Genomic DNA, 25,589 nt, shown 5'->3' with positions numbered 1-25,589 from the left:
GGTTCCTGTTCAGACCGTTTCCGTGGCCGCCGCAGCGGCTTTGGAAGGCGTCACGTGCGGTCACGCCGACGGCAGTAGTTCGGTCATCAACGCTTCGACGCGTTTGCGAATCTCGTCGCGGATGGGGCGTACGGCTTGGATGCCTTGGCCGGCTGGGTCGTCGAGTTCCCAGTCGAGGTGGGTTTGGCCGGGGAAGTAGGGGCAGACGTCGCCGCAGCCCATGGTGATGACCACATTGGACGCCTCTGATGCTTCCGGGGTGAGGATCTTGGGTTTCTGGTCGGTGATGTCGATGCCGACCTCGGCCATCGCTGCGACGGCGACGGGGTTGATCTGGTCTGCGGGTGCGGAGCCGGCGGAGCGGACCTCGACGGTGTCGCCGGCCAGGTGCCGCAGCCAGCCGGCGGCCATCTGCGAGCGGCCGGCGTTGTGGACGCAGACGAACAGCACGCTCGGTTTGTCGGTGCTCATGGGGTGGTGCTCTCCTTGCCTTGATCAGTCAGCTCGGTGAGAAGTACGCGGACGCGGCGGTCGATCTCGTCGCGGATGGGACGGACTTGGCCGATGGGCAGGCTTGCTGGGTCGGGCAGGTCCCAGTCGAGGTAGCGCTTGCCGGGGTAGATGGGGCAGGCGTCGCCGCAGCCCATCAGCACCACCACATCGGAGGCGCGGACGACTTCGTCGGTGAGCGGTTTGGGGAAGTCCTTGGTCACGTCGACGCCGACTTCGGCGAGTGCGGCGACCACGGCGGGGCTGATCTCGGCGGCGGGGGTGGACCCGGCTGATCGGACGTGCACCTGGCCTGCGGCGTGGTGGTCGAGCAGTGCGGCGGCCATTTGGGAGCGGCCGGCGTTGTGGACGCAGACGAACAGCACCTCGGGGATGCCGGTGATGACCGAGCCGTCGTTCTTGGCGATGGCGGCGAGGCGGTCGGTGGCGAAGTGCACGGCGAGGTTGGGCAGGTGGCCGGTGACCTTCGCGGTCGCTGCCAGGAGGGTGTAGGACTCGTCGAGGTAACGCAGGATCGTCTCCAGGGAGAACACGCCTTTGTATTTGTCGGCAAGTTGTTCGGCGGCGCGGGCGAGGGTGGCTTCGGGGCTGATCAGGGTGGGCATCTGCCAGCCGGCGGGTTCGGTCATGTCCTGCTCCTGGCGGGTACACGCTCGGAAGTGGTGGCGGGTTCGATGGTGGCGATATCGCCGGTGACGGTCTGCGGTCGTGGATACAACACAGCCACCAGAGCGAGGCCCGCGATCGCACCGATGATCTGGAAGGCGATGAACGCGAGCACGGAGGCGGGGCTGATCCCGGCGAAGGTGTCGGTGAAGGCGCGGCCGACGGTGACGGCCGGGTTGGCAAAGCTGGTGGAGCTGGTGAACCAGTAGGCTGCGCCGATGTATGCGCCGACGGCGGCCGGGGCGTATCGGGTGCGGTGGGTACGCACGAGACCGAAGATGAGCAGGATCAGCCCGCCGGTGGCCACGGTTTCACCGATCCACAGGTGCGGCGTCGTACGCGCGGTGACCGACCATGACACCGCGTCGAGACCGAACATGAGGTTCGCGAGGACCGCGCCACTGATCGCACCGAGCACCTGCGCGCCAACATATCCGACCACCTCGGCCAGGCCGATCGTGTCGTCGTCGCGGCGGTGCAGCCACCAGTCGGCAAGGGTGACGACCGGGTTGAAATGTGCGCCGGACACGGGGCCGAGGATCAGGATGAGTACGGCCAGGGCGAGCATGGTGGCGATCGAGTTCTCCAGCAACTGCAGGCCGACGTCGTCCGGGGACAGGGTGACGGCCATGATCCCGGAGCCGACGACGGCGACGACGAGTAGCAATGTGCCGAGATATTCGGCGATCAGCCGTCGGGGCTGAATCGGCCGGATGGTGCTCACGGGTGATGCTCCTCGATCGTGGGGATCAGCCGTTCGATGCGGTCGGCCAGATCGATGTAGGCGGCTTCGAACGCGTCGTCGGTGTCGACCGGGACCGGGTCGGGAACCGACCAGTGCAGCCGGGTCTGTTCGGTGGGCAGGGTTTCGTGGACGTGATCGCAGACGGCGATCAGCAGGTCCCCGTCGGCGCTGACCTCGTCCAGGTGATGCGTCGCGGCCGGGTCGATCCGCAGCCCATGGCGCTTGGCCGTGCGTACGGCGCGGGGGTTGGCGCGGGTGGCCGGTTCGGTGCCGGCCGACGTGACGGGGATCGGGCTGTGCTGGCCCCAGAGCGCCGCGGCCAACTGCGAACGGGCGGAGTTGCGGGTGCACACGAACACCACCCGCCGTGGCGCGTGAACACGAGGCGGGTTCAGTGCGGCCATCGCGGCGGGCCGCAGTTGCAGGTAGCTGCGGCGTCGGTCGTGCTCGGAGCGGCGGCGGTCGATCACTCCGGCGTCGGCGAGCACACCGAGGTGGTGGGCGACCAGGTTGGTGGGCATGCCCAGGTGGGCGCCGATCTCGCCGGGGGACGCATCGCCGGTGGCGAGGATGTCGGCGATGGCCAGGCGGGCCGCGTCACCGAGTGCGGCGTGGATCTTCGCCCGTGCCTCGACAGAAAAAGCGTCAGCGTTCATTGCCTCAAAAACTACTGAGGCAATGACGTGGTGTCAAGGCAATGGCCGGGGAGTGGTCTCGGGCGGTCAGGCGATCGGGGTCGCGACGTCGAGGAGGGCGGACAGGGCGCCGAGCTTGGCGCGGTCGGCCCGGTAGTAGACCCAGGTGCCGCGCCGTTCGGAGGAGACCAGTCCGGCTTCGCGCAGCGTCTTGAGGTGGTGGGAGATCGTCGGCCCGGACAGGTCGAACGCAGGGGTCAGGTCGCAGACGCAGGCCTCGCCGCCGTCGGCCGAGGCGATCATCGACATCAGCTGCAGCCGGACCGGGTCGCCGAGGGCCTTGAACGCGGGGGCGAGTTCGCCGGCGGCGTGCGCGTCGACCGCCTGTGCCGCCAGGGGCGCGCAGCAGGTGCCGTCGTCGGCGATCTCGATCAGCGGCAGCAACTGTTTCGACATGCCTCTAGTTTGACAGATGTCGAACATGATGGCAAAGGGCAGGTGGTGGCCGCCACAGATAGGTATAGCATTGCTACGTATGAGGGCGGAGGCGTTGAAAGGCCACCTCGACGGTCTACTCCTGGCGGTGCTGGAGGCCGGACCCGCGCACGGGTACGCGGTCGTGGACAGGCTGCGGCAGGCCAGCGGCGGCGCGTTCGACCTGCCGACCGGAACAGTCTACCCAGCGCTGCATCGCCTGGAAGATCTCGGTTTGATCGCCGGCGCCTGGTCGGACGGGCAGGGCCGCAAGCGCCGCACGTATCAGCTGACGACGGCCGGACAGAAGGCGCTGACAGAGCAGCGTGCGACCTGGGAGACGTTCGCCGACGCGGTCGGAGCGGTTCTGGGCGGGCGGCAGGCATGGATCCCGGCGACCTGACCCGCCTTGCGCCGACCGCGGCGTACCTGGCCGACCTGCGCCGGGCTCTGCCTGTGCGGCGTGCGATCCGCGATGCGCTCGTCGACGAGGTCGCCGACGGTTTGTGCTGCGCGATCGAAACCCACGTCCGGGTCGGCGTCAGTCCGCCCGATGCGGCGACACGCGCGGTCGCCGAATTCGGCCCGCCCGAAGACATCGCGCGCAGCGTGCTGCGCCAAATCGCTGTCACACGTTCCCGGCACGCCGGTATCGGACTGGTTCTGACCGGCCCGTTGGTCGGCACCGTGTGGGTCGCCACACTCGGCGGCCCGGGGGACGCATTGGCCCGGGTCGGCCACGTCCTAACGGCCGCGCCCCTCATGGTCGTCGTCCTTGCTGTGGCGATACCCTGCGCGATCACAGCGGTCAGCGCGGCGGGCATGCACGCGCCGTCCTGGCTGCCGGCCGGGTTCAGCGTTCCTGTGGCGCTGGTCGCGCTGGCAGCCTGCGCCGCCGGTGACACGCTGCTGCTCGCCTACGCGGCCGCAGCAGGCCTGCCCGGAGCCGTGGCCATCGCGGCGCTCGTCAGCGGGTTGCGGCTGACCGCGGTCGCGGTGGCGGCCGTGCGGCTGACCCGCCTCCGGGCGGCTACGAACTGAGGGTGCCCGCTCCTGTGCGCCCTGCCGGTCGGCGGGGCTGGGTGCTGACACCGCGGCGGTAGCGGCGCAGTGCCGACCGGATCAGCGGTACACCGATCACGGTGGGCAGTATCCAGAAGGCCCACGTGGGCAACAGTTTCCATAGCGGCAGTTGCGGGCCGTTGTCCACATAGAACGCGGTGAGCAGGGCGATGTAGGAGCCGCCCATGCCGATCGCATGCCACCGTGGCCAGCCTGCGGGCCGGCGGCGGCGCATCTGCCAGCCGAACAGGCCCAAGGTGAACGCGACCAGCCCGATCGCGAACAGGTGGGCGTCCTGCCGCCAGCGTTTCACGGACAACACGGTCGCGGTCGCGAACACCACGGCCAACCCCCATAGGTAGACCCGGCCTGCGGCGGGATGGCGGCCGGGGCGTTTGCGGGCGGTCGCGGCGAGCGCGCCGGTGATCACGCAGGTCAGCCCGGCACCGATGTGGATTGCCAGGGCGGTGGCGAAGACCGGTCCGGCGTCGGGGATCGTCACCCCGAGAACGTCGTCGGCGAGCATGAGCATCACCTCCACCAATAACAGTAGCAACGCTACATATAGTATCGCTACTGCTTTGTGTGAGTGGATCCTGGTGGCCGTCGTCCTGCCGCGTACAACAGTGCAGCCGAGATGAGGCAGAACAACCCGGCCAGGGGCAGGGCTCGGGCGGGGGTGAGCAGGGCTGCGGTCAGGGGTGCGCCGGCTTTGGCGAGGGTGGTGGGCAGGGTGAGGCTGGCGGCGATGGTGGCGTAGCGGGCTGTGCCGTAGCGGTGGGCGACGATCGCCGGCCGTGCGATGGTGGCGACGCCGAAGCCGATACCGAACGCGATGACACAGGCGGCGGCTCCGGCGAGGCTCGGGCCGAGGTAGGGCAGTGCCGCGGCGCCGAAGGCTTGGACGGTGAAGATCGCCGCGGTGACAGTGGTCATGCCGTGCCGCCGGGCCAAGGCGGTGGTGGTGAGCCGTCCGGTGACGGAAAGGACGCCGAGCAGCCCGGCGAGACTGGCCGCGACGGTCGCCGGATGCCCGGCTTGGCGCAGGTAGATGACCAGGAGCACGCTCACGCTGGACACTGCGGCGGTGTGCAGGACGAACGCAGCCGCGAGGAGCCAGAAACCGTTGTCGCGGAACGCTTCGCGGGCGCTTCGCCCGTGACGATTGCGGGCTCGGGCGGCGTGAACGCTACGGCTCGGGACAGCGGCCAGGTGCGCGGGCACCGCGGTGGCGGCGAGCAGCCCGGCGAGCGCAAGCAGGGCGGTACGCCAGCCGAGCGCCTCGGTGAGCGCGGCGGTGAGGGGGAAGAAGATGCTGCTGGCGAATCCGGCCACGACGGTGACCGCGAGCAACGATCCGTCGCGGTGTGCGGGGTCGGTGACGGCGATCAGGACGCTGAACGCGGCGTCGTAGAGACTCATCGCGCTCGCCAGACCGATCGCGGCGAACACCGCGTACAACTGGGTGAGGGTGCGGACCTGGGACCAGGCGGCGACCGCGAGTACGCCGAGCAGGGAGCCGGCGGTCATCAGCGCGCGTCCGCCGTGGCGGTCCAGCCATCGGCCGACCGGGATCGCCGCGCCCGCAGCGGCCAGCACCGAGACGGTCAACGCGATGGTGACGTGGGCGGCGGTGCTGTGCAGATCGGCCGCGATCGGTGCGAGCAGGACGGAGAACGTGTAGTAGAGCACGCCGTAGCCGATGGTCTGGGTCACCGCGAACACCGCGACCAGACGCCGGGGACGGGCCCGGCCACCACCCGTGCGGGTGGTGGCCGGGGTGAGGGTGGTGCTCATGTCAGCCGCAGCACGACCCGCCGGAAGCCTTGGCGCCCACTTCGACCAGGGGCAGGGTCAGCAGGCCGCCGGTGACACCGGTCGCCAGGCCGCGCTTGACCTCCACGGTCGCGACGGGAGCGCTGCCGCAGCAGCTCCCGCCGTCCTCCTGGTCGCTGTCGAAGGCGTTGCTGGAGCTGCAGACGCCGGTCTCGGGCAGTTCGAGCTTGACGTCGCGGGCGGCGTCCCAGTCTCCGGCCAGGGCGGCGACGACCGAGCGGGCCTGCTCGTAGCCGGTGGCGAGGAGGAACGTGGGGGCGCGGCCGTAGGACTTGGCCCCGATGACGTAGAAGTCCTTCTCCGGGTGGGTCAGTTCGTCGACGCCATGGGGTGGGACGGTGCCGCAGGAGTGCTGGTTGGGGTCGATCAACGGGGCGAGCGTACGCGTGGAGCCGAGGATCGGGTCCAGGTCCAGGCGCAGTTCGCTCGCCGGGGTGTGGTCGGGGCGGGCGCCGGTGGAGTTGACGATCACCTGAGCGTCGACCTTGCGCCCGTCGGCGGACACCAGGCCTTGGTCGGTGACCTCGGCGACGAGGAATCCGGTGTGGACGGTGATCTTTCCGGCGTCGACGAGGGCGTGTACGCCGGTGCCGATCGCTCCCCGGGCGGGTAGCGCGTCCGCTGCGCCGCCGCCATAGGCGCGGTCGGGGCTGGGGGACCGCAGCAGCCAGTGCACGGCGGTGCCGGGCTCGGTGTCGGCCAGCTCGGCCAGTGCGAGGAGGGTGCCGGTGGCGGAGTGTCCCGCGCCGACGACCGAAATCGTCTTGCCCGCGAACTGCGTACGCAGCCTGCCGTGAACGTCGGGCATCCCGTTGTGGATCCGTCCGTCGGCGTACGCGACGGATTCACCGTGGGCGGAGATGCCGTTACCGCCGAGGGGGTTCGGGGTGCGCCAGGTGCCGGAGGCGTCGATCACGGCGGAGGCGAGCAGTTCGGTGCCGTCGGCCAGGCGGATCAGGTACGGAGAAGCGTCGCGGCCGGTGGTGCGTACCTTGTCGAAGCCCTGCCGGGCGATCGCGGTCACCGCCGCACCGAACCGCACGTGCGGGGCGATCGCTGGATGCGCGGCGAGGGGAGCGAGATAGTCGGAGATCAGGTCGCCGCCGGTGGGCAGCGTCTCCGGGTCCGGCGCGGTCCAGCCCGTCTGCTCGAGGAGAGCGCGGGCGGCGGGATCGGTGTCGAACCGCCATGGGGAGAACAGCCGCACGTGCGCCCATTCGGCGATCGACGCGGCGACGGTGTCGCCGGCTTCCAGGACGACGAAGTCCAGGCCGCGGGTAGCGAGCTGGGCGGCGGCGGCCAGGCCGATCGGTCCAGCGCCGATCACCGCGACCGGATGCTGCGGGGTGGTGTTCATGGGCGTATCTCCTGTCCGGCGACGCGGCCGAGTTGTTTAGAGATTCTTCGAACCAGCTCTGTTTAGAGTGTCAGCTAATTAGTTATCTGTCAAATCAGCCTGACGTGGTGGTTGCCCTCGCTTCTGAGTGGTGTGCGGTGTGCGGCGCAGCGCGTACATGCGGCTAGTGGATGTTGGGGCTGCGGCGTTCGATCAGCAGCACGTCCCGCCAGCCGTCTCTGGGGTGGCGGCCGACTTTCTCCCGGGTGCCGATCACCCGGAACCCGGCCTTGTGGTGCAGGCGCAGGCTCGGCTCGTTGTCCGGGAAGATCCCGGACTGGATCGTCCAGATCCCCGCCGCCTCGGTCGACGCGAACAACGCATGGAGTAGGGCCGTGCCAGCGCCACGGCCGTGCGCGGCGGTGCTGACGTAGACGGAATGTTCGACAACCCCGGAGTACACCGGCCGGGCCGACACCGCCGAAACCGCGACCCAGCCGACGACCTGCCCGTCCAGCTCGGCGACGTGCCGATGTCCGGGTAGTTTGCCCGCGTCGAACGCCTCCCATGCCGGAGCCTGGGTTTCGAAGCTGGCTAGACCAGCGTCGAGGCCTTCCTGGTATATCCGCAGCACGGCCACGGCATCCGCGACGGTCATCCGCCGCACCACAACAGTGCTGGTCTGGGTCATGAGCACGCTCCCGTCGGTGCCGGGGCCGGCTTGCCCATCACGACGTCGGCGGCGCTCGGGAAACACGACACGCAGTTGGTGTTGATCCGATACAGCCGGGCCGTCCCGGCCGCCTCCACGAGCACAAACCTCACCTCGGCCAGGATCTTCAGATGCTGCGACACCGTCGACTGCGCCAGGCCCATCGCCGCCACGATCTGTCCGACCGTCATCGGCTCACCACGACGGGCCAGCAGTTCCACCAGCTGCACCCGGCTCGGATCGGCCAACGCGCGGAACCAGGACGCGTACTCGGTCGCGGTCGTCCGGTCGAGAAGCTCCACCAGCACACCTCTATCGTCTATCGCCGATGAACGATAGAAGCGTATCGCACTACGGCCGGCCGCGGCACGGCGGGTCAGGTGCGGTCACCGACCAGGTGTAGGACGGTGTGGGCGACCAGGCGAGTCGCGGCGATCAGCGTCGCGGGCTGAACGCGGTCAGGGGTTTCGGCCGGAGTCTGATAGCCGGGCAGGCCCATCCCGATCCCGACCGCCGGCAGCCCCGCGGCACCGTAGCGGCGGTTGTCCGACGCCATCGCCCCCGCGCGTAGCGGCACACCGGTCAGCCGTCCCGCCGCGTCCAGGGCTTCGAGGACGGGCAGCGCGGGCCCTGCCGCCTCCACCGATGCGGCCTCGTTCATGTCGGCCGCCCCATCAACGTTGATCACCGACGTGCCGGGCGGCAGCGTCAACGCGTGATGCTCGGAGCCACGCGCGCCGACCTCCTCGGCATCCAGCAGCGCCACCTGCAGCCTGGCACCGGATGGCAGCAGGGGAGCGACGAGGCGGGCGGCTTCCAGGACGACCGCGACGCCGGAGGCGTTATCGGCCGCCGAGGGCAGCCGCACGCCCGGGTCGTCGCCGACGCCGTCGTAATGTGCGGTCAGCAGTACCGACGGCCAACCCTTGGCCGCGTCCGAGAAGTCGCCGTAGAGGTTGACGCCGATCACGTCCACGGTGGACAGCGGAACACTGGCCGTCACGCGCACCGGCCCGTCCGCGACCAGGCCGGACCACCGCTGATGCAGATCAGCGCGCAGCGACAGCGCCGGCAGGGGGCAGGTCGCCGGTCCGGCGATCAACTTCGGCATCCAGCCCGCGTCATCGGTGCCGCGCGGCACCAGCAACCCGACCGCCCTCGCAGCCGCCGCCGTCACAGCCGCCTCGACGGTGAACGCCGGAGCGAGCACCCACCGGCCGGTCACGTCGGCGTCCGACGCGTGGCCGAGTACAGCCTCTACTGGCTCGGCCAGGTCCGCCGACGCGAGATGCTCGGCGAAATCTCGGCGATGGACCAGGTGCTGCCGGCCGGAGCCGTCGTCGACGGCCAGGACCGGTGTCGCGTACACATCCCGCGCCTTGGCCGAGAACTCCGACGTCGACACCCTCGCGCCGGCCGCGTGCAGCTGCGTGGCAAGCCACGCCCGCGCGGCCGCCGACCCGGACGTGCCGACCCGGCGCCCAGTGAACTCATCCGCCGCCAGCTGCACCACCGTGTTCGTGAGCCGGTCGACGTCTGGAACGAGGGCGGGGCCGGCGTACGCCGGCCCCGCGATGTTCGTGGTCACGAACAGCACCCCGCACCAGACGCGACCGCCTCCGCCTTGGCTTCCGTGCCGCAGCAGCTGTTCGAGGCGGTCGCCGATTCGGTGGTGCCGCAACACGTGCTCGCCCCGGCCGTCTCCGCCGCCGCGGCGCTGGTGGCGGTGCCGCCGCAGCAGCCGCCTGCCGAAGGCGGGGTGAACGCCTGCGCGAGGTCACCGGCGAACCCGCCGATCTGAACCTGCTCCGTGGTCATCGCACTACTCCCTCTATCTGTTGACTGGGACGGGCCTTGGGGGCTGGGTCAGCGGATGTTCAGATGCCACTGAGCGGCCTGAACCTGCACCCGCTCCCGCTGCGCCTCCGACCGGCACGCCGGCGTGCACACCTGAGCGCAGCTCTCACAGAACTCGGCCCCCACCGACGTGGCGGTGGCGCGGGCGCGGCGGCGAAGCGTGAACATCGGCCTACTCCTTGTCTAGATGTTTCTCGAATCAGATCAAGGCAATCCTGCATCCTGTTTCGAGTTCTGTCAACCTAGACGGATATCTAAGCAGCTGTGTGGTTGCGGACAAGCTGCCCGACGCCGCACGGCATCGGCTAGCGCCCGAGCTAGGGGCGAGTCCCGGCGGTGCGTCACGCTGGCGGATCGCCGACGCTGTGCCGCCGTAAACCGTGAGCTGGCAGGAGAACTACGACTGGCACGGCGTACCGACGCGAATCCACCGCAGGCATCAGGCCCGGGTGGCCGGTGTGTCAGTGCCGGGGCGCGTACATGATGACGGCGACACCCACTAGGCAGACCAGCGCGCCGATGATGTCGTAACGGTCGGGCCGGAACTTGTCGACCACCACGCCCCACGCCAGGGAACCGGCGACGAACACGCCACCATATGCGGCCAGGATCCGGCCGAAGTTCGCGTCGGGCTGGAAGGTGGCGACGAACCCGTACGCGCCCAGCGCGATCACGCCGGCGGCGATGAACCACAGCCCGCGATGCTCACGCCAGCCCTGCCACACCAGCCACGCGCCGCCGATCTCGAACAACGCCGCGAGCACGAACAGCGCGATGGACCGGGTAACCGTCATGATCGGCAGCGTAACGCCCGGCCTACGTCGAACCGCCGCAGTCGCCGCCCGCGCAGCCGGCGGCATGAGCCGGCCGCTGCCGGGCCCACCACCATGCGAGCCCGGCAGCGGCTGCCAAGACGAGCGCGATACCGGGCAGGATCTGGCCGAGCGCCGCCCAACCTGCCCCGCCGAGAACGCCGGCCGCCAACAGGAATGGAATAGCGCAACACAACAAGCAGGCCAGACCAGCGAGACTGCCCAGGCTGCCAGGCAGCACTTTGCGCAACTGTGTGAGTGGGGAAGTCACGAGTGGTCTCCTCGGTCAAGGTCAGCAAACGGCAAGGGGCAACAGTCACTGGTGGCACAGGTGGCCAGGTCGTCACATCCGGCATCCAACGCCGCCCGCAAGCTGGCCGCGATGACCTGTAAATCGGCGATCTTGGCCTCGATCTCAGCCAGCTTGGTCGCGGCGCGCCGCTGCAAGCTGCTGTCCGTACGCCGGCCATGTCGATGGGTGCCCAAATCGACGAGATCCGCGACCTCGTCGAGGGTGAACCCGAGCCGTTGCGCCGTCTTGATCACCCGCAGCGTTGTCAGCGCACCCGCCGGGTAGAGGCGATGCCCTCCAGGGCTGCGCTGCGGCTCGGCCAGTAGACCGCGACGTTCGTAGTAGCGCAGCGTCTGCAGGTTCACCCCGGCAGCCTCCGCGAGCTGCCCACTGCGCAGGCCCGAACTCATGCCGCACCACGAACCGCGTCGGCGCGGCGCTGCAACGCGTCGAGCACCTCGACCTGGCCAGCCGGCACCCCGATATCCAGCTGCACACGTTCAGCCCCGCGAGCGGTGACGGTGAAGGTGAAGAACCCGCAGCACTGGGACTCCCGCGCGACGAGATCGCGTACCGAAGCTTCCAGATCAGGGGCGCCCGACAGGTCGACCCGAAGGCGGAGCTGTGACAAGCGCTCACCGCCGCGAACGGACGCCGCGAACAAGGCGTCGAACTCGGCCAGCCGCAATGGCTGCTCGGCGGTCGGCAAGGTGCAGGCGTCGGGCACCCAGTTCGGCGCCGGCGCAACGTGATCCGTCATGACTCCACGGTAAGCCTGTACCCAGGTACCGGATGCAAGTCGACGACCAGTGGCCGGCTCAGCACCGCCGTGTCGTGCTCAACCTCGCCGTTGAGGTGACCCATGCATTCCGGGGTGAGGGCGGCGTGCTTTCGACGGGCATCTCGGAAGAACGAACCCGCGAACGATCCATCTCTCCAATCACTGCGAGACAAACCGTGGTCAGCCGAACCCTTGTCGGTGTGTATTCGCAGCTACGGCTCGCGGATGGGCTGCAATGTGCCGTCGCCGTGCCGCTGGCATGACTACACCGTGGCGGGTTTGGGATCCGGTCGCATGTCCGAAACCACGTAGCCAGAATGCCGATCACCGTCAATATGTGCCGGGCCGGATCGCCAGCCAGGCGGGTCAGCTCTCGAGGAGGGCGAGGAAGGCGGACGCGGCTGGCGTACGGCTGAGGAGGCGGGAGACGACGTACTCGACGCGCAGAGGAGCGTCGCGGATTTCGACCGTCACCACCCCGGCAAGCCGTGGCGCGTACGCCGAGGGCAGCAAGGCCACGCCGAGGCTCCGGCCGACGAGCTGGGCCATGAGGTCGGGTGTGGTCACCTCGAAGGCGACGTCACGGGTGAGTCCCGCGGCGGCGAATGCCTGATCGGACTGGGCGCGCCCGGGTGTGCCCGCGGTGAAGTCGACGAAGGGCTCGCCGGAAAGTCTGCGCAGGTCGAGCACTGATTCCCGGGCGAGCGGGTGGTCGGGGCTGAGAACGGCGACCAGCCGATCGGTGGCGAGTTCGCGCGCTTGGACGCCGATCGGTTCGGCCGTGGTCGGCAACCCCAGGAAGGCCACGTCGATGACGCCTTCGCGCACCTGGTCGATCAGTCGCTCGCTGGCGTCCACCCGCAGCCGTACGTGTACCGAAGGGTGCAGGCGGCGAAAGTCGCGCAGGGCGGCGGGGACGTCGACCGCGGCGATGGTCGGGATCAGGCCGATGACCAGCCGACCGCGTACGACGCCGACGGCGGCGGCGACCTCCGCTGCCGCACGGTCGGCCGCTTCCAGGCATTGGCGGGCAGCCGGCAGGAACGCGTCCCCGGCGGGGGTGAGCCGGACCCGGCGGCTCGTCCGCTCGAACAGCTTCCCGCCCAGTTCGCGTTCCAGACGCGCGATCTGGTGGCTGAGCGCGGACTGCACCACCCGGCATTGTTGCGCGGCCCGGGTGAAACTGTTCGTCTCGGCGACCGCGACGACGTAGCGCAGCTGCTGCAGCTCCATAGATCCATCTTGCTTCACGATGGATGCGGTGACAAACATGTGTTGGACTCATGGATCATGACGCGGCAAGACTGCGAGCATGTCGATCCACCCCGTACGCCCATCCTCGCCGCCTCGCGGCTGGCTGGGAGTCGCCGCCATCACCGCCAGCCTGTTCGTCTTCATCACCACCGAACTCATGCCCGTGGGCCTGCTCACCCCGGTGAGCACCAGCCTGAACGTCTCCGTGGGCATCGCCGGCCTGACGGTGACGCTCTACGGCGTGTCCGCTGGGCTCGGCGTACCGTTCATCGTCGCCTGGACGCGCCGGATCAACCGGCGCACACTGCTGACCGCACTGCTCGCAGTATTGGTGCTGGGCAACTTGATCACTTCGATCGCGCCCACCTTCGCCCTGTTACTGACGACCCGGCTGGTCATGGGATTCGCCAACGGTGTGTTCTGGGCCATCGGCGTGGGCATGGCGATGCGCCTCGTACCCGAACACCGGGCAAGCCGGGCGGCGGCCGTCACCCTGTCCGGCATCTCGATCGGCACGGTCGTGGGCATCCCGCTGGGCACACTCCTGGAAAGCATCACCGACTGGCGGTCCACGTTCCTGCTCTGGAGCGGCTTGAGCGCGTTGGCTCTGCTCTCCGTCGCGGTCCTCGTCCCGTCCCTGCCCTCGGCAAACGCCGTCCCGGTCCGCGAAGTCTTCGGACTGCCCCGCCACAACGCCCAACTACGCCAGGTGATGCTGATCGTGATGTTGTTCGTGCTCGGCCACTTCGGCGCGTACACCTTCATCCGGCCGTTCGCGGAGACGACCGCTTCGGCGACGCCGGGCTTCGTCACCGCGCTGCTGATCATCTACGGCCTCGGCGGCGCGGCGGGCAACTTCATCGCCGGCCACACCGTGACCCGGAACCTGCGCGCCAGCTTCACCGCCGCCTGCGCTGGGCTCGTCGTAGCTGTCCTCGCGATGCTCATCATCGGAGACCAGCCCGCCGGCCTGATCGCTGCGGTCGTCCTATGGGGACTGTCGTACGGCGCCATCAACCTGTGCCAGATCAACCTGACGCTCGCCGCCGCGCCCGGCACGTTCGAGGCCGCCATGTCGCTGAACACCATGGCGTACAACACCTCCATCGCCATGGGCGCGCTGATCGGCGGGCTGATCGCTGATCACTCATCCTCCGGCGTACGCGCGGCGTTCTGGTTCGGCACGGCACTGACGGCCGCCTCGCTCCTGGTCACGCTCGCCACCCAGCCACGGCGCAACCCCGTCGCGCAGATGTGATCGCATGGAGCGCGCGGCCGGTAGTGGCGTACCGCCAGGCGCAGTTGCCCTTTCGACTGGGTCCGCTACCTCGAGTGCAACGACTGCCTAACCCGTGCGGCGAAGGTCCGGGCCGACGGCTGGCCCGTGTCACCGCCCCTGCCGGTTGCGTCCTACAACGATCAGCACCGACTGACCTGGCTCCTCAATGGTCAGGTCGCCAAGGGTGTCGGCCGCTACGCCACGCAGCTCGACCTGGAGTGCAGATGTCCCGGCCGAGCCAACTTCGACCTGCTACGCAAATGCTGGACCTTCCCGCAGTCCGGCTTGATCGGGGCCGCTCATTGGGATGCTTCGTGCCACAGATCCATTTCGGCTCGACTGCTCCGCCAGGACAAGAAGGCGGTGACGAGCCCGGACAGCACGGCGATCGCACCGACGCCGATGCCGGTGTTCGCCAGCGAGGTCACGCCCGTGAGGGCCCGCCCGACGGCCAAGCTCACCAGCGTCGCTCCACCGAGCGCCAGCGCCCACCGCAGGCCGCGTCGCACCCACGTCCGGCGTATGCCCGCCCGTTGCAGCACCAGACGTTCATGCTCCACCAACTCCACGAACCGGGAACCGATGGATTCCCGGAGCAACCCGACACCCGGTCCCTGGAGCTTCACCTGCTCCGCGACGGCGACCAGCTCGAGGTCCTGCTTGAGCATGGCCCGGAGCCGATACCGGCGGCGAGCTCGATTGATCGCGGGGGCGGCGGTGATGGCGAGACCCGCCCCGCCGAGCGCCAACGCCGTCCAGTCGGCCATCTACATATGAAAGCACCGTTTAACCCGCCCTGGTTAGGAGGCCATTACGTTCTGTCTCGGGGTTCCTTGGTCGCTGGCGGTGGCATGTCGCCGACTCTGCGCCAGGTGCGTGGTCTGGTGTTGCCGTTCGGTGAAGACTGGCTCCTGGAAGTCGCCGACTCCTCAGGAGCGCACCATGTCATCCCTGTTCAGCAGACCGGTGCTTGACATTCGTATACGTCTTTCGCCCAGTACTGGGGCGCGGCCGCTCTATGCCGAGATCGTGGTCGACCTCGAGCCGCTCGGGAACAGGACAAACGAGTTCGAGTTCGTCAGCCTCGCTGACCCGCTTCATGCCGAGTTCGCTGCCGCAGTCGCTGCTGGCCTTCGCGATGAGCTGAACAGCCAGGTGGCAAGCAGAGGCTTGTCGTCTGTCTTTGAAGGCGCAGGAGTCCGGGCCACGCTGACCAGCGCCCGTTCCCACGACGTCGATTCGAGCGTGTCAGCCTTTCTGACAGCGGCGCGCTTGGCCGTTGGCGCTGCCGTTGAGCGCCACCGATGACGAGAGGGTTCGCCGATCGCAACCGTCGGGCACGGCACGTAGCCTGTCCAACGTCACGACGAGGTCGAGTGTGGCCCGGTAGCGGCTGGCGACCTTGTCGAAGCTGGTCGCCAGTCCACGCCAGTGCTTTCGCCGGTTGAACCCGCGTCGACCTGGCTGCGTTTGCGATAGGCGGCGCGGCCGAAGTTCGGCGGCCTGCCGCCGACGCGTCCGCGCCGCTTCCGATTGGCGATCTGATCGTTCCGCTCGGGATGACCGTTGTGATGTCCCGCGAACGCAGTATGTGGCGGTTGGCGTCGATGAGTACGCCTTGTCGCCGGTACTCTTGCGGGCCGCGTCCAGTTCGGGCCAAGCGCTCCTGGGCCTGCCACGCCGCCACGGCGTTGATCTGCCATTGGACCTTTGGCGACCTATCTGACCCGACGTGCCCGCCGGCTGGACTCGCACAACCCGATGGCGTCGGATTCGGCCGCAACTTGAGCGAGCTGTGCTGGCCGGCCACTACGCTTGAGCTGTGAGGATCGACCTGGCCGGCAGGACTGCGCTCGTGACCGGCTCAACCCAGGGCATCGGCCTCGCCATCGTCCGCGGCCTGGCCGCTGCCGGAGCGCGCGTCGGTGTCAACGGCCGGTCGACCGAATCCGTCGACCGGGCGATCGACGAGTTACGCATGGTGTTGCCCGAGGCAGCTCTGGTGCCGGTGGTGGCCGACGTCGCTTCCGACGAGGGCTTCGCGGCAGCGACCGAAGCGCTGCCCCAGGTGGACGTGCTGGTCAACAACCTGGGCATCTTCGAATCGCGCCCCGCATTGGAGATCACCGACGCGGAGTGGCGCCAGTTTTTCGAGGTCAACGTCCTCGCCGCCGTGAGGCTGACCCGGCATCACCTACCCCGCATGTCGAGCCGCGGTTGGGGGCGGATCCTGTACATCGCCAGCGACTCGGCGGTCGTCATCCCGACCGAGATGATCCACTACGGTATGTCGAAGACGGCGCTGCTCGCCGTTTCCCGAGGGTTCGCGAAGGAAGCATCCGGCACTGGCGTTACGGTCAACTCGGTCATCGCGGGGCCCACGCATACCGGCGGGGTGGAAGACTTCGTCTACCAGCTCGTCGACCGCGACCTGCCCTGGGATGAAGCGCAGCGCGTTTTCATGAGGCAGCACCGGCCGCAATCGCTGCTGCAGCGATTGATCGAGCCGGAGGAGATCGCCAATCTTGTGACGTATCTCAGCTCACCGCTGTCCTCGGCAACGACCGGTGGTGCGGTGCGGGTCGACGGCGGGTACATCGACGCGATCCTGCCCTGACCCGCTCACGCGTCGGAATCACTTCGGCATCGGGCCGCCACAACGTCCTCCGTGCGCCGACACCTTGTGGTGTTCTGGCACGGCGGTCAGCGGGAGTTGAAGCGCACGTCGTGGGTCGATGCATCCGGGGCGGCGAATGCCAGCAGCCTCAGCCCCTCCTCGGTCAGCTCGTGAACGTCACGGGTCGGGATCTGGGCGAACGGCCGTACCACCAGGTAAGCCGACTTGCCTGACCGGGTGATCTTCCAGGTGCCTTGGGTGAAACCGTCGACCAGCACGACGCCCGGGACGACGCCCGGGGTGGCGAAAATGGCCTTCCGGTCGTCGTCATACATTATGCGTGCCCGGTCGTCGTGGGCCTGGAGCGCATTGTCGAACTCGGCCAGGTATCGGGCGGGCGCGGGTTCATCCTCGTCGGGCAGCCTCGCGTCGGGGATGTCGAAGAGCTCCGCGCCATCCTCGCCCCGCAGGCGTACCAGACGCAGGTTGACGTCCTCAACGATCTCACTCAGGCCCAGCAGGCCTGACCATGCCCGTATGTCGTCGAGGGTCGCCGGGCCGTAGGCCGACAGGTACCACTCGACGAGGTCGGCCACGGTGGACGTCGGGGGATGCGGGTGGTTGAGCCACGCGGACAGCGTGGTCCAGGCGGGCTGGCCTACGGCGCCCCAGGTGCCGCCTGGCGGCACTGGGACCAGCGCCACCTCGGTGCGGGCGGCAGCGGTTAGCGATGTCACGGGGACGTCTGGCCAGCGGGCGGCCAGCTCGGCGCCCAGGTCGGCGATTGTTCGAGGGATGTCCTCGACTAGCTCCCGGGTCACCCGGGCAACCTCGGTCAAGGGCGCCCCACGTAGCCGCTCGCCGTGCGTTGCCAGCAGTGCGTCGTGGAGGGCGGGCTGGACGACGTGGCGCAGGCCCGGTGCGTCGCGGGCGGCCACGAGCTGCGCGGTACCGTGCATGAGAGCCACGCGGACGACCTGCCGAGTCTCGATCAGCTCGGTGAGGTCCGCGAGCGCGAACTGGTCCAGACGCGACCACAGTCCAAAGTAGGGCGGGTTCGGCGACTGTGCCTGAAGCCCGGCGACCCTCCCGATCGCTGTGAGAGGGTCCGTCGCCGATCGATCCAGCAGAAGCTGGCGGGAGAGCAAAGCCCGGTTGAGGACGCGGCGGGTGACCATGCCCCCGATCCTGCCACCCCACCAGGCAGCGTTTCGGTTGGACAGGGTGTGTTCTCGGCATCACGCAAAGGCGATACCGTTCACAGCTCTGTGGTGCGCTGCTGGTAACACTGTTTGGGTGCAGCTGTGTACCAGCTGCGGGGGAGCGAGGGCTGGTGCCGTCATGAGGGCAACATCAGAGGAATCCTTCGATGAAAGATAGTTCGCCTACGCCATTCCAGACGTGGGTCCTGGAGTGTTTACAGCTCGCTGCTTATCCTGCCGAGCGACAACTAAGGGAGGTGCGGGACCTCGGCGTCGGCGTTGATGAGATCGCGCTTCAGCTCGACGACATGGTCAACGTCGCCACGGCCCATGTGGCAAATGACGACCTGCCGACAGCTGACCTGGAGCTGTTGCGGTCCGTAATAGCCAAGGTCGATGAATACGATCGTACGCGGCCCAACTTCTTGTCGGAGGCAGGACTTCAGCTTCCGGAGTGGGCACAGGTTCGTCAGTTAGCGGCTGACGTAATGAGCGCATTGCAGGTTTCGTGGGATATCGACGCGGACGCTGAGTAGATCCTGCCGACGGCTGATGGCTGACGCGCCCGTCGACCGCGTCGGCCGTGGCGCGCCGTCCCGCTGGACGACTCAGACATCGTCTCGTCAGGCGATGACGAAAGACGTTGGCCCGAGCTTGACCCACTCTGCGCAGAGGGATGGGCACGTTACCCCATGAGCGGCACTCACCACCTGGTGAGGGCTGCCTTTGCATTCTCCCCTCGCGCCTGTTGCGGCATCAGTCTCGCTTGACCTCTGGGTCAGTCCGGCAGCCAGTGCAGCTCGTGCGCCAGGGCTTTGGCGACGGCACGGATGCGGCGGTGTAGCGGCGACTGTTCGCGTGGGAGGACCAGGTGGAACGCCAGGGTGGGCGCGCCCCGCAGCGGTCGCCAGGTGAGACCGGCCGGTTGTGCCGTGGCCGCGGCTTCTCCGGCCGGGGCGAGGGTGACCCCGTCGCGTAGGTCGCGCTGGGACATGTCGAAAGAGACTGCGGGCGTGTGGAATCGGGGATGTGGCCGGGTGTCTCGGAACAGTGCGGACAGCTGATCGTGGATCACAGGGTTGGCCGCACGGTCCGGGAGCCGCAGCGGATACGCGGCTGCGTCGGCGATCTCGATCTCCGGGTGTTCGGCCAGCGGATGGTGCTGCGCCAACTGGACTCCGATGCGCGCACGCCGCAGCAGGAACCGGCGCACGCCACGGCCCGATTGTTCACCGCGGGTGATCCCGGCATCGATGCGGCCGTCGGCGACTGCGGGGGAGATCTCCGGTGTCGCCATCGGGACCGCGCTGACCTCGAGTCCGCTGTTGCCGCGAATCAGTCTGTCCACTAAGGCCGGTGCGGTCTCGGCCCCGGCGCTGAGGCTGTATCCGATGCGCAGCGCGCCCAGTTCACCGGCCGCCGCGCTCCGGGCGGTGCCCCATGCCCGGTCCAGCGCCGCCAGCGCGGGCGGCGCGGACTCCGCCAAAGCCGCACCGGCCGTGGTCAATACGACGCTACGTGTGTTGCGGACCAGCAGGGCCGTACCGAGTTCCGCCTCCAATCGGCGCATCCGGGCGCTGAGTGCGGGCTGTGCGATACCGATCCGTGCGGCCGCGCGGGTGAAGTTCAACTCCTGCGCGAGCACCAGGAAGTACCGCAGGCTCACCGTGTCCGGCGCCACGTGCCCCCCTGCCGATTGATAACGATCCGTTCTGAGTCTATCCCGTACCGGTCTTTCCCTCGACCGCACATCAAGCCCTAACCTGCGCATATGGCGATTCGACTGACCGTAGTACCCGTCGCCGGGATCGGTCGATCCGAGTGCCAATTCGAAGTCGGACCGGTCCGGCCGAACACAGGAGGTTTCCGTGGCTAAGGGCTACTGGGTCAGTGTCTACCCCGCAATATCAGACCCTGAGAGGTTGACCGCCTACAACAAGCTGGCCGGTCCGGCTGTCCGGGCTGGGGGCGGGCGCACCCTGTCCCGTGGCGGTCGAGTCGTCGCGCACGAGGCCGGAATCACGCAACGCGTGGTTCTGATCGAGTTCGACAGCTTTGCAGAGGCGGTCGCGGCATACGAGAGCGAGGCGTACCAGAAGGCGCTCGTGGCCTTCCCCGACGGCGTCGAGCGCGACTTCCGCATCATCGAAGGCATCGACTGACCGGCGACCCAGACATCGCTGACCTTGTGGTCAGACAGTGAGGATCAGTCACGACATCGCACGACCGGGCAGCGTCGCCACCGGTAGCCGCTCGGCCGCTTACCCGGCCTTCCAGCGCTTCGTCAGCGAAGGGCGGCGCAAGGACGACTGGGAATGGCAGTTCGAGCTGGGCCTGGACTGCATGCTCGACGGCATTGCAGTGCGCGTCCGGGAGGCCGCCAACACCTAGCGGCGGGCCGCGCCGAGGTCGGGATCGTCCCTGGGGACAGTCAGGAAACCCGGTAGGCGGCGGCGCCGTCGTGAAGGAATCGAGCACGACCGTCCTCGTCGGTGCCGACAAGGGACAGCACTTGATGGCCGTCGAGCCCCGGCGTGGCGGTGATGATCGCGTTGTCGTTGAGGCGGACTACCTCGACGCGTTCCTCAGACTTGCCGAGGAAGGACTTCGCGAGTTCGCTGCGGGGACGGCGAATGAGGAACGCGCGGTCGCCCTCGACGATGAGCGTGCGATCGTACAAGGTGCTGCGGTAGGTGCCGCACATGCGCCCCACGTCGACGGGGATCGACTCCGCAGGCGGCACTGGCAGCGGAGTAGTCACCGCGTCGGTGAGATCTGCCAGGACGGCGGTGAGAATCTCGTAGGCCATCGGCGCCGCACCCGAACTGTTGGTCAGCACAGCTACGGCCACGCCGGCCGAGGGCACGACGCGCAGGAATGCCGTCTGCCCCTTGGAAACGCCGGTGTGACCGACGACGCCGTCCTGGTAGAGCATCCAGCCGAGCCCCCAGCCTACGACGCCGCCGCCGAAGTCCGGGACGGACTCGAGCTGGGGTTCCCGCAGCGCCGCGAGCGCCGGGTCGGTGAGGTGCAGGTGGACGAACTTCAGCAGATCGCGAGCGCTCATTGCGAGATGAGAGCCGCTCGGCGTGGAGAAATAGCGGACCGCCCAGCTCTTCGTGGGCGCCAGCTCCCCGTCGGTCGCGACGTGCCCGATCGCGGCGCGATGCAGGATCGCCTCGTACGTCGTGGTGGCGACGGTCGTCAAGCCCAAGGGGGTAGCGAGGTGCTCGCGGAGCACGTCGTGGAAGGGTCTGCCCCGGAGCACCTCCACGAGCCGGCCGAGCACCACATACCCGCTGTTGGAGTAGGAGAAAAGGGTGCCAGGCAGAAGCGGGTGGTCCGCGTCGGCGAGCGTGGCGACGAACTTCTCGATCGCGTCGTCGTTGCGACCGGTGTCGATGAAGTGGTTGCCGTCTATGCCGCCGGTGTGGGTGAGCAGATGGCGGGCAGTCAGAATCTCGGTGGCCGCCGGGTCGCTCAGCCGAAAGCCGGGCAGGTAGTCGCGAACGGGACGGTCGAGGTCCAGCACGCGGTCATTCACCAGCTGCTGGACCAGCGTGGCTGTCCAGACCTTGGTGATTGAGCCGATCTTGAACACCGAATCGGTCGTGGCTTCCACTCGGGTGTGCAGGCTCAGCACGCCTGCGGTCTCCTCGCGGATCTCCCCGTCGGCCAGCACGGCGATCTGTGCGCCCGGTACGCCGTGCTTCGCGATGAGCTCGCTCAGGTGCCATCCCATTCCCTCAACCTAGCTATCGAGCCTTCGCCGGCATCGCCAGACTTGTACGCGACCGCGCGACGCCGCCGGTCCGCGGCACCGGCTAGAGAAGGCTCGTGCGAGGCTGTTTCAACGCAAGCCCGGCCGCTGCGGCGGTACTGGCCGAGCCGCGGTGGATGTCGTGCAACCGCACCGACGGCCGTGCGACTTCGCCGCCCCGACACGGACCTGGCCGCCGACGACAGATACCTGCTCGCGTACCGTGAGCTCCCGTGCTGCGAGCCCGCGGCCGCCGTACGCAACGTCGCACCGCATCCCCGCGGCCGGCCCGTAGGAAAGGATCACCACACGCGCATGGTGGTTCCAGGCAGCATGGCGATCGGCCCCATCCCCGGCTGGAGCCGATGGTGGGCCCGGCCGGTCGTCGCAGCGACCCTGCTGTCCGGTGTGCTGAGCCTGGTTTGGGCGCTGTGGATGGCCCGCGACGCAGGAGACCTCGCGGCGCAGTACGCCTGGACGGCCTTCGTCCGCGATCACCCCGGTTCGGCGTACAACCTGTCCTGGTACGGGGGGATACACCCGGCGTCATACAGCGTGATATCGCCGTACCTGATGGTCCTGATCGGGGTACGCACCACTGGCGTCGTCGCCGCCGTCGCGAGCACCGCCCTGGCCGCCCGGCTGCTCTCCCGGTCGGGCGTGCACCGGCCACTGCCGTCGATCCTTTGGCTGTCCTTCGCCATCTGGCTCAACCTCGCCGCCGGGCGAGTCACCTATCTGCTCGGCTTGGCTGTCGCCCTGCTCGCAGTGGTCGTCCTGCTGGATCGCCGGCCACGTCCGGTGCTCGCCGCGGTGCTGGGCGCCGTGGCCAGTTTGTGCAGCCCGGTTGCCGGACTGTTCATCGAGGTGTTCGCGGCGGCGCTGTTCCTGACCGGCCGGCGTCGGCCGGCCTACCTGATGGCGGTAGGCCCGCCGGTGGTGATCGGGACGACCGCCCTGCTGTTCCCGTTCTCCGGCGTGCAGCCTTTTCATCTGTATTCGGCGCTGGCCACGCTCGCCGCGGCCGTCGCGGTCGCGGTGCTGGTCCCGCGGGACTGGTCGACCGTACGGGCCGGAGCCTGGGTCTACGCGGCCGGCGTCGCCTTGTGCTGGGCGGTGCCGACCCCGATCGGCAGCAACGTCGAGCGCCTGGTGATGCTGGCCGGTGCGGCCGTCCTGATGTGCGCCGAGGCTGCCCGCAAACGCAGCGGCTGGCCCCGGCGGGCGAGCTATGCGGCCGTGGCGGCGATGGCCATCTGGACCGTCGCGCATCCGGTCGTGAACATCGTCACCACCGCGCCGGTGACTGCCGGCGTGGCCGACTCCCGGCCGCTGATCGACGAACTGCGGCGGCTGGCCGCCCAACAATTCCGGGTCGAGGTGGTGCCGCTGCGCTCGCACTGGGAGGCAGCCGGGCTCGCGCCCTACGTCAACCTGGCCCGCGGCTGGAACCGGCAGGCGGATGTGGCCCGCAACCCGCTGTTCTACCAGGACCAGCTGACGGCCGCGGACTACCGGGCTTGGCTGCGTGAATGGAGCGTCGGATACGTCGTCCTGTCGGCCGACGAGCCCGACGACGCAGGCATCGCCGAAGCGAAGATCATCACCTCCGGGCACCCGTGGCTGAGCCTGGTGTGGTCGGACGCAGACTGGCGGGTGTACCGGGTCGACGGCGTCGAACCCCTGGCCACGCCACCGGCCACGGTCACATCCGGCGGACCTGCGGCGATCACCCTCGACGTGCCCCGCCCCGGTACGGTGCTCATACGCATCGCCTGGTCACCGTGGCTCGCCATCCGCGGCGTCGTCGACGACCAGGCCCCGCACGCCTGCCTCACCCAGCACGGAAGGTGGACCGAACTGTCGACGCCCACCGCCGGCACGTTCACCATCGAAGCCCAGTACACCTTCGACCGGGGAACCGCTTGCCCGACCACGCCTTGACGAGCAGCGGTTCAGCTAGCAAGGTCGGTCGGCGCAGGCCATTTCTGGAGACGTCGCTTGAGATCCTCGTTGCCTTGCCGGGTGCCGCAGGGCGAGTACGGGCCTACCTCAGCAAGGCTTCCCTATAGGTAGGCCCCGCCGACGTTCCGGCCGACTAGGACGACCGCGACGGCAGCGGCGACGGTGATGACGCCCGCCGCGGCGGCACGCCAGGGCAGGCGTACCTGTCGGGCCGTCAGCAGCACCGACAGGACGAGTCCGACGATGAGGAGCGGCAGAGCGGCCGCGGCAGCCTTGGTCGTGTCGCGGAGGAACTCTGCGCCGGTCAGGCTGACGTCGAAAGCGTGCGACACCTTACTGGCGGTCACGTCGGTGACCCGGCCGCCGAACATGGCCACCACCCAGAGGAGTGTCCACCCGACGCCGACCATGCCGAACGCGGAGACCCTGGACACGGCTCGGGGGTTGGTGGGCTGCGCGGAGAGCAGAGCAACGACGACGCCCACGAGCCCCGGCAACGCCCCGAGCGCGACGAACAGCCAGTACTGCGGTGCGAGGTCGTACCAGTCAGGTGTTTCGCCCAGGCCCAGGCCGCGGTAGAGCAGCCCGCCGAGCAGCGGCTGGACGAAGGCCGGCACAACGATGATGGACACGATCATGCCGACGATGCCGAGGCAACCGCGCAGGTCGCTGGGCGGGGAAGGGCGTTGGCTCGTCGGCGCGGAGCCGTCGCCGGTCCCGACGTCCCCAACCTGCGGGTCCGACATCGTGTACGCCTCATCTCCCCGGCCGGTACGAATCTCGTGCCATCCTGCCAGGCGACCGGAAACCAGTCGGCCGCGTGGGCGCGTCAGGCCCGGCGGTTGTGTGTCGGCGGGCCATCGCTCCCGGGCGCCCCAGGACGCGGGCAGTTGCAGCACGACTCGGCTCGCGGCGTGGGCGGATCCGAGGTCGACCTGCACCCATTGCGGGAAGGCGTTGTTCGGGCCTTCCCAATAGCTGGCCTGGTTGCCGTCGGTGACGTTGCCGGAGGCGTACCCGTCGTTGTGGGCGGATTCGCTGGTCGGTCTGCCGGCTGCCAGGTTCGTGCTGCTGCCCGAGGTGAACTGCAGGCTGTTGAGAGTCCAGCCGCCCGCGTCCTGGTAGAGGGTCAGCGTCTGGGTTCCGGCCGGCAGGGTCACTCGCGCCGACGCGGTGGTCCAGGTCTGCCAACCCCCGCTCGCGGGCAGACTCACGGCCCCGGTCAGCTTCACGCCGGAGGCGTTGGCCAGGTGGAGGGCGCCGGTCACGGCATTGGGTGCCGCGACTCTCAAGTTCAGCGTGTACGCCCCGGCGGTGGCGACGTTGACGGTGTAGTGGAACCACTGACCGGCCGACGTCCAGCCCAGGCTGTAGCCGCTGCTGTCGGAGGTGGCTTCCAGATCCACGCCGTCGGCGCGGCAGGCGTTGCCAGTCCCGTTCGTCGAGTTCACGCTGTAGGCGACGCCTTGCCCACCCGTGGTGTAGTTCTCCGCCTGCAGCACGCCGGGCACTGCGCTGGGCGTACCGCCGAATGGTGCCCCGGGAGTGCCGCCGCCTTGCCAGCTGTTGCCGGACAGCGCGGCGGTGAAGCCGCCGGAGTTGTTGTTACTGGCGGTCACGTGGTCGACCAGGCCGAGGTTCTGGCCGTCCCCGCCGGTGCCGATGTGGAATTCCGGTTGTCCCTGGCTGTACGCGCTTTCGGCCGGACCGCACGACGACATTGCCGGAGACGGTGGCCCGATGTCCCGTAAGCAGTGAGCTGAGGGATCGTCAGCCGCGCCGGGATCGGGAAGC

General features: G+C 68.8%; 33 protein-coding genes. 10 read left to right on the top strand and 23 right to left on the bottom strand.

Going from position 1 to position 25,589, the window contains the following annotated elements:
- Positions 1–60 precede the first annotated feature (60 nt).
- The 5 genes from HDA40_RS08920 to HDA40_RS08900 form a co-directional block, all read right to left on the bottom strand.
- Positions 61–471 (bottom strand): arsenate reductase ArsC, encoded by a 411-nt coding sequence (locus HDA40_RS08920; RefSeq protein ID WP_253753848.1) that lies wholly within the window; start codon positions 469–471, stop codon positions 61–63.
- Positions 468–1,139 (bottom strand): arsenate reductase/protein-tyrosine-phosphatase family protein, encoded by a 672-nt coding sequence (locus HDA40_RS08915; RefSeq protein ID WP_275978206.1) that lies wholly within the window; start codon positions 1,137–1,139, stop codon positions 468–470. The genes HDA40_RS08920 and HDA40_RS08915 overlap by 4 nt, the downstream gene beginning before the upstream one ends.
- Entirely contained in the window at positions 1,136–1,900 is a 765-nt protein-coding gene (locus HDA40_RS08910; RefSeq protein ID WP_308197679.1) for an aquaporin, read from the bottom strand. The genes HDA40_RS08915 and HDA40_RS08910 overlap by 4 nt, the downstream gene beginning before the upstream one ends.
- On the bottom strand, positions 1,897–2,577 hold the full coding sequence (locus tag HDA40_RS08905) for an arsenate reductase/protein-tyrosine-phosphatase family protein (RefSeq protein WP_253753846.1): 681 nt from the start codon (positions 2,575–2,577) through the stop codon (positions 1,897–1,899). Before HDA40_RS08905 ends, HDA40_RS08910 begins: the two co-directional genes overlap by 4 nt.
- A gap of 66 nt (positions 2,578–2,643) precedes the next feature.
- Positions 2,644–3,012 (bottom strand): ArsR/SmtB family transcription factor, encoded by a 369-nt coding sequence (locus tag HDA40_RS08900; RefSeq protein WP_253753844.1) that lies wholly within the window; start codon positions 3,010–3,012, stop codon positions 2,644–2,646.
- Between the two features lie 79 nt (positions 3,013–3,091).
- Between HDA40_RS08900 and HDA40_RS08895 the strand changes: the two genes are divergently transcribed.
- Together HDA40_RS08895 and HDA40_RS08890 are read left to right on the top strand one after the other, a co-directional pair.
- Positions 3,092–3,433: a PadR family transcriptional regulator gene (locus tag HDA40_RS08895; RefSeq protein ID WP_253753842.1), complete on the top strand. Its 342-nt coding sequence runs from the start codon at positions 3,092–3,094 to the stop codon at positions 3,431–3,433.
- Positions 3,415–4,071 carry a permease prefix domain 1-containing protein gene (locus tag HDA40_RS08890; protein ID WP_253753841.1) on the top strand — a complete coding sequence of 219 codons (657 nt, stop codon included), beginning with the start codon at positions 3,415–3,417 and terminating at the stop codon, positions 4,069–4,071. The genes HDA40_RS08895 and HDA40_RS08890 overlap by 19 nt, the downstream gene beginning before the upstream one ends.
- On the opposite strand, the gene HDA40_RS08885 is transcribed toward HDA40_RS08890, so the two are convergent.
- The 12 genes from HDA40_RS08885 to HDA40_RS08830 form a co-directional block, all read right to left on the bottom strand.
- On the bottom strand, positions 4,061–4,648 hold the full coding sequence (locus HDA40_RS08885; protein ID WP_253753839.1) for a hypothetical protein: 588 nt from the start codon (positions 4,646–4,648) through the stop codon (positions 4,061–4,063). The genes HDA40_RS08890 and HDA40_RS08885 overlap by 11 nt on opposite strands.
- A gap of 17 nt (positions 4,649–4,665) precedes the next feature.
- On the bottom strand, positions 4,666–5,889 hold the full coding sequence (locus HDA40_RS08880) for an MFS transporter (protein WP_253753837.1): 1,224 nt from the start codon (positions 5,887–5,889) through the stop codon (positions 4,666–4,668).
- Between the two features lies 1 nt (position 5,890).
- A complete protein-coding gene (locus HDA40_RS08875) occupies positions 5,891–7,285 on the bottom strand; it encodes an FAD-dependent oxidoreductase (RefSeq protein WP_253753835.1) in 1,395 nt (464 codons plus the stop codon).
- A 163-nt stretch (positions 7,286–7,448) separates the two neighbouring features.
- On the bottom strand, positions 7,449–7,955 hold the full coding sequence (locus tag HDA40_RS08870) for a GNAT family N-acetyltransferase (protein WP_253753833.1): 507 nt from the start codon (positions 7,953–7,955) through the stop codon (positions 7,449–7,451).
- Positions 7,952–8,284: an ArsR/SmtB family transcription factor gene (locus HDA40_RS08865; RefSeq protein WP_253753832.1), complete on the bottom strand. Its 333-nt coding sequence runs from the start codon at positions 8,282–8,284 to the stop codon at positions 7,952–7,954. Before HDA40_RS08865 ends, HDA40_RS08870 begins: the two co-directional genes overlap by 4 nt.
- A gap of 68 nt (positions 8,285–8,352) precedes the next feature.
- A complete protein-coding gene (locus HDA40_RS42035; protein ID WP_253753829.1) occupies positions 8,353–9,564 on the bottom strand; it encodes a M28 family metallopeptidase in 1,212 nt (403 codons plus the stop codon).
- Positions 9,561–9,794, bottom strand: a complete 234-nt coding sequence (locus HDA40_RS08855; RefSeq protein ID WP_253753827.1) for a hypothetical protein — start codon at positions 9,792–9,794, stop codon at positions 9,561–9,563. The genes HDA40_RS42035 and HDA40_RS08855 overlap by 4 nt, the downstream gene beginning before the upstream one ends.
- A 48-nt stretch (positions 9,795–9,842) precedes the next feature.
- Positions 9,843–10,001 carry a hypothetical protein gene (locus tag HDA40_RS08850; RefSeq protein WP_253753825.1) on the bottom strand — a complete coding sequence of 53 codons (159 nt, stop codon included), beginning with the start codon at positions 9,999–10,001 and terminating at the stop codon, positions 9,843–9,845.
- Positions 10,002–10,294: 293 nt separating this feature from the next.
- The gene (locus HDA40_RS08845; protein ID WP_253753823.1) at positions 10,295–10,627 is read right to left on the bottom strand and encodes a YnfA family protein; all 333 of its coding nucleotides are present in this window, start codon (positions 10,625–10,627) and stop codon (positions 10,295–10,297) included.
- 22 nt (positions 10,628–10,649) lie between these two features.
- Positions 10,650–10,916, bottom strand: a complete 267-nt coding sequence (locus HDA40_RS08840; protein ID WP_253753821.1) for a hypothetical protein — start codon at positions 10,914–10,916, stop codon at positions 10,650–10,652.
- Positions 10,913–11,347, bottom strand: a complete 435-nt coding sequence (locus HDA40_RS08835) for a MerR family transcriptional regulator (RefSeq protein ID WP_275978205.1) — start codon at positions 11,345–11,347, stop codon at positions 10,913–10,915. Before HDA40_RS08835 ends, HDA40_RS08840 begins: the two co-directional genes overlap by 4 nt.
- Positions 11,344–11,697 carry a hypothetical protein gene (locus HDA40_RS08830; RefSeq protein ID WP_253753817.1) on the bottom strand — a complete coding sequence of 118 codons (354 nt, stop codon included), beginning with the start codon at positions 11,695–11,697 and terminating at the stop codon, positions 11,344–11,346. The genes HDA40_RS08835 and HDA40_RS08830 overlap by 4 nt, the downstream gene beginning before the upstream one ends.
- Before the next feature lie 32 nt (positions 11,698–11,729).
- On the opposite strand from HDA40_RS08830, the gene HDA40_RS08825 reads away from it, so the two are divergent.
- Positions 11,730–11,981, top strand: coding sequence for a hypothetical protein (locus HDA40_RS08825; protein ID WP_253753815.1), 252 nt, complete (start codon positions 11,730–11,732; stop codon positions 11,979–11,981).
- A gap of 103 nt (positions 11,982–12,084) precedes the next feature.
- Here the strand turns inward: HDA40_RS08825 and HDA40_RS08820 are convergent, their stop codons facing one another.
- A complete protein-coding gene (locus HDA40_RS08820) occupies positions 12,085–12,951 on the bottom strand; it encodes a LysR family transcriptional regulator (protein WP_253753813.1) in 867 nt (288 codons plus the stop codon).
- Between the two features lie 79 nt (positions 12,952–13,030).
- Between HDA40_RS08820 and HDA40_RS08815 the strand changes: the two genes are divergently transcribed.
- On the top strand, positions 13,031–14,230 hold the full coding sequence (locus HDA40_RS08815; RefSeq protein WP_253753811.1) for an MFS transporter: 1,200 nt from the start codon (positions 13,031–13,033) through the stop codon (positions 14,228–14,230).
- Between the two features lie 320 nt (positions 14,231–14,550).
- Here the strand turns inward: HDA40_RS08815 and HDA40_RS08810 are convergent, their stop codons facing one another.
- On the bottom strand, positions 14,551–15,018 hold the full coding sequence (locus HDA40_RS08810) for a hypothetical protein (protein WP_253753809.1): 468 nt from the start codon (positions 15,016–15,018) through the stop codon (positions 14,551–14,553).
- A 175-nt stretch (positions 15,019–15,193) separates the two neighbouring features.
- Between HDA40_RS08810 and HDA40_RS08805 the strand changes: the two genes are divergently transcribed.
- On the top strand, positions 15,194–15,559 hold the full coding sequence (locus tag HDA40_RS08805) for a hypothetical protein (RefSeq protein ID WP_253753807.1): 366 nt from the start codon (positions 15,194–15,196) through the stop codon (positions 15,557–15,559).
- 514 nt (positions 15,560–16,073) lie between these two features.
- The gene (locus HDA40_RS08800; RefSeq protein WP_253753805.1) at positions 16,074–16,868 is read left to right on the top strand and encodes an SDR family NAD(P)-dependent oxidoreductase; all 795 of its coding nucleotides are present in this window, start codon (positions 16,074–16,076) and stop codon (positions 16,866–16,868) included.
- Between the two features lie 86 nt (positions 16,869–16,954).
- On the opposite strand, the gene HDA40_RS08795 is transcribed toward HDA40_RS08800, so the two are convergent.
- Positions 16,955–18,046, bottom strand: coding sequence for a winged helix DNA-binding domain-containing protein (locus HDA40_RS08795; RefSeq protein ID WP_253753802.1), 1,092 nt, complete (start codon positions 18,044–18,046; stop codon positions 16,955–16,957).
- Between the two features lie 191 nt (positions 18,047–18,237).
- Here HDA40_RS08795 and HDA40_RS08790 point away from each other — a divergent pair, with 191 nt between their 5' ends.
- The gene (locus HDA40_RS08790; RefSeq protein ID WP_253753800.1) at positions 18,238–18,606 is read left to right on the top strand and encodes a hypothetical protein; all 369 of its coding nucleotides are present in this window, start codon (positions 18,238–18,240) and stop codon (positions 18,604–18,606) included.
- A gap of 242 nt (positions 18,607–18,848) precedes the next feature.
- Here the strand turns inward: HDA40_RS08790 and HDA40_RS08785 are convergent, their stop codons facing one another.
- Positions 18,849–19,751, bottom strand: a complete 903-nt coding sequence (locus HDA40_RS08785) for a LysR family transcriptional regulator (protein ID WP_253753798.1) — start codon at positions 19,749–19,751, stop codon at positions 18,849–18,851.
- Between the two features lie 187 nt (positions 19,752–19,938).
- Between HDA40_RS08785 and HDA40_RS08780 the strand changes: the two genes are divergently transcribed.
- A complete protein-coding gene (locus HDA40_RS08780) occupies positions 19,939–20,232 on the top strand; it encodes a DUF1330 domain-containing protein (RefSeq protein WP_308197678.1) in 294 nt (97 codons plus the stop codon).
- 37 nt (positions 20,233–20,269) lie between these two features.
- Positions 20,270–20,461, top strand: a complete 192-nt coding sequence (locus HDA40_RS08775; protein ID WP_253753795.1) for a TetR/AcrR family transcriptional regulator C-terminal domain-containing protein — start codon at positions 20,270–20,272, stop codon at positions 20,459–20,461.
- Between the two features lie 40 nt (positions 20,462–20,501).
- Here the strand turns inward: HDA40_RS08775 and HDA40_RS08770 are convergent, their stop codons facing one another.
- Positions 20,502–21,812, bottom strand: a complete 1,311-nt coding sequence (locus tag HDA40_RS08770) for a serine hydrolase domain-containing protein (RefSeq protein ID WP_253753793.1) — start codon at positions 21,810–21,812, stop codon at positions 20,502–20,504.
- A gap of 333 nt (positions 21,813–22,145) precedes the next feature.
- On the opposite strand from HDA40_RS08770, the gene HDA40_RS08765 reads away from it, so the two are divergent.
- On the top strand, positions 22,146–23,774 hold the full coding sequence (locus HDA40_RS08765; protein WP_253753791.1) for a DUF8823 domain-containing protein: 1,629 nt from the start codon (positions 22,146–22,148) through the stop codon (positions 23,772–23,774).
- Between the two features lie 122 nt (positions 23,775–23,896).
- Here the strand turns inward: HDA40_RS08765 and HDA40_RS08760 are convergent, their stop codons facing one another.
- Entirely contained in the window at positions 23,897–25,516 is a 1,620-nt protein-coding gene (locus tag HDA40_RS08760) for a carbohydrate-binding protein (protein WP_253753789.1), read from the bottom strand.
- Between the last annotated feature and the right edge of the window lie 73 nt (positions 25,517–25,589).

The organism is Hamadaea flava (assembly GCF_024172085.1).
Lineage (GTDB): Bacteria > Actinomycetota > Actinomycetes > Mycobacteriales > Micromonosporaceae > Hamadaea > Hamadaea flava.
Note: the sequence above shows the minus strand (reverse complement) of the source record. Positions and strands in the feature narration are given on the sequence as shown.

Coding starts and splice junctions, on each gene's coding strand:
- HDA40_RS08920 (WP_253753848.1), bottom strand. CDS start 471: ATGAGCACCGACAAACCGAGCGTGCTGTTCGTCTGCGTCCACAACGCC.
- HDA40_RS08915 (WP_275978206.1), bottom strand. CDS start 1,139: ATGACCGAACCCGCCGGCTGGCAGATGCCCACCCTGATCAGCCCCGAA.
- HDA40_RS08905 (WP_253753846.1), bottom strand. CDS start 2,577: ATGAACGCTGACGCTTTTTCTGTCGAGGCACGGGCGAAGATCCACGCC.
- HDA40_RS08900 (WP_253753844.1), bottom strand. CDS start 3,012: ATGTCGAAACAGTTGCTGCCGCTGATCGAGATCGCCGACGACGGCACC.
- HDA40_RS08895 (WP_253753842.1), top strand. CDS start 3,092: ATGAGGGCGGAGGCGTTGAAAGGCCACCTCGACGGTCTACTCCTGGCG.
- HDA40_RS08890 (WP_253753841.1), top strand. CDS start 3,415: ATGGATCCCGGCGACCTGACCCGCCTTGCGCCGACCGCGGCGTACCTG.
- HDA40_RS08880 (WP_253753837.1), bottom strand. CDS start 5,889: ATGAGCACCACCCTCACCCCGGCCACCACCCGCACGGGTGGTGGCCGG.
- HDA40_RS08875 (WP_253753835.1), bottom strand. CDS start 7,285: ATGAACACCACCCCGCAGCATCCGGTCGCGGTGATCGGCGCTGGACCG.
- HDA40_RS08870 (WP_253753833.1), bottom strand. CDS start 7,955: ATGACCCAGACCAGCACTGTTGTGGTGCGGCGGATGACCGTCGCGGAT.
- HDA40_RS08855 (WP_253753827.1), bottom strand. CDS start 9,794: ATGACCACGGAGCAGGTTCAGATCGGCGGGTTCGCCGGTGACCTCGCG.
- HDA40_RS08850 (WP_253753825.1), bottom strand. CDS start 10,001: ATGTTCACGCTTCGCCGCCGCGCCCGCGCCACCGCCACGTCGGTGGGG.
- HDA40_RS08845 (WP_253753823.1), bottom strand. CDS start 10,627: ATGACGGTTACCCGGTCCATCGCGCTGTTCGTGCTCGCGGCGTTGTTC.
- HDA40_RS08835 (WP_275978205.1), bottom strand. CDS start 11,347: ATGAGTTCGGGCCTGCGCAGTGGGCAGCTCGCGGAGGCTGCCGGGGTG.
- HDA40_RS08830 (WP_253753817.1), bottom strand. CDS start 11,697: ATGACGGATCACGTTGCGCCGGCGCCGAACTGGGTGCCCGACGCCTGC.
- HDA40_RS08825 (WP_253753815.1), top strand. CDS start 11,730: ATGCAAGTCGACGACCAGTGGCCGGCTCAGCACCGCCGTGTCGTGCTC.
- HDA40_RS08820 (WP_253753813.1), bottom strand. CDS start 12,951: ATGGAGCTGCAGCAGCTGCGCTACGTCGTCGCGGTCGCCGAGACGAAC.
- HDA40_RS08815 (WP_253753811.1), top strand. CDS start 13,031: ATGTCGATCCACCCCGTACGCCCATCCTCGCCGCCTCGCGGCTGGCTG.
- HDA40_RS08810 (WP_253753809.1), bottom strand. CDS start 15,018: ATGGCCGACTGGACGGCGTTGGCGCTCGGCGGGGCGGGTCTCGCCATC.
- HDA40_RS08805 (WP_253753807.1), top strand. CDS start 15,194: ATGTCATCCCTGTTCAGCAGACCGGTGCTTGACATTCGTATACGTCTT.
- HDA40_RS08795 (WP_253753802.1), bottom strand. CDS start 18,046: ATGGTCACCCGCCGCGTCCTCAACCGGGCTTTGCTCTCCCGCCAGCTT.
- HDA40_RS08790 (WP_253753800.1), top strand. CDS start 18,238: ATGAAAGATAGTTCGCCTACGCCATTCCAGACGTGGGTCCTGGAGTGT.
- HDA40_RS08770 (WP_253753793.1), bottom strand. CDS start 21,812: ATGGGATGGCACCTGAGCGAGCTCATCGCGAAGCACGGCGTACCGGGC.
- HDA40_RS08765 (WP_253753791.1), top strand. CDS start 22,146: ATGGTGGTTCCAGGCAGCATGGCGATCGGCCCCATCCCCGGCTGGAGC.
- HDA40_RS08760 (WP_253753789.1), bottom strand. CDS start 25,516: ATGTCGTCGTGCGGTCCGGCCGAAAGCGCGTACAGCCAGGGACAACCG.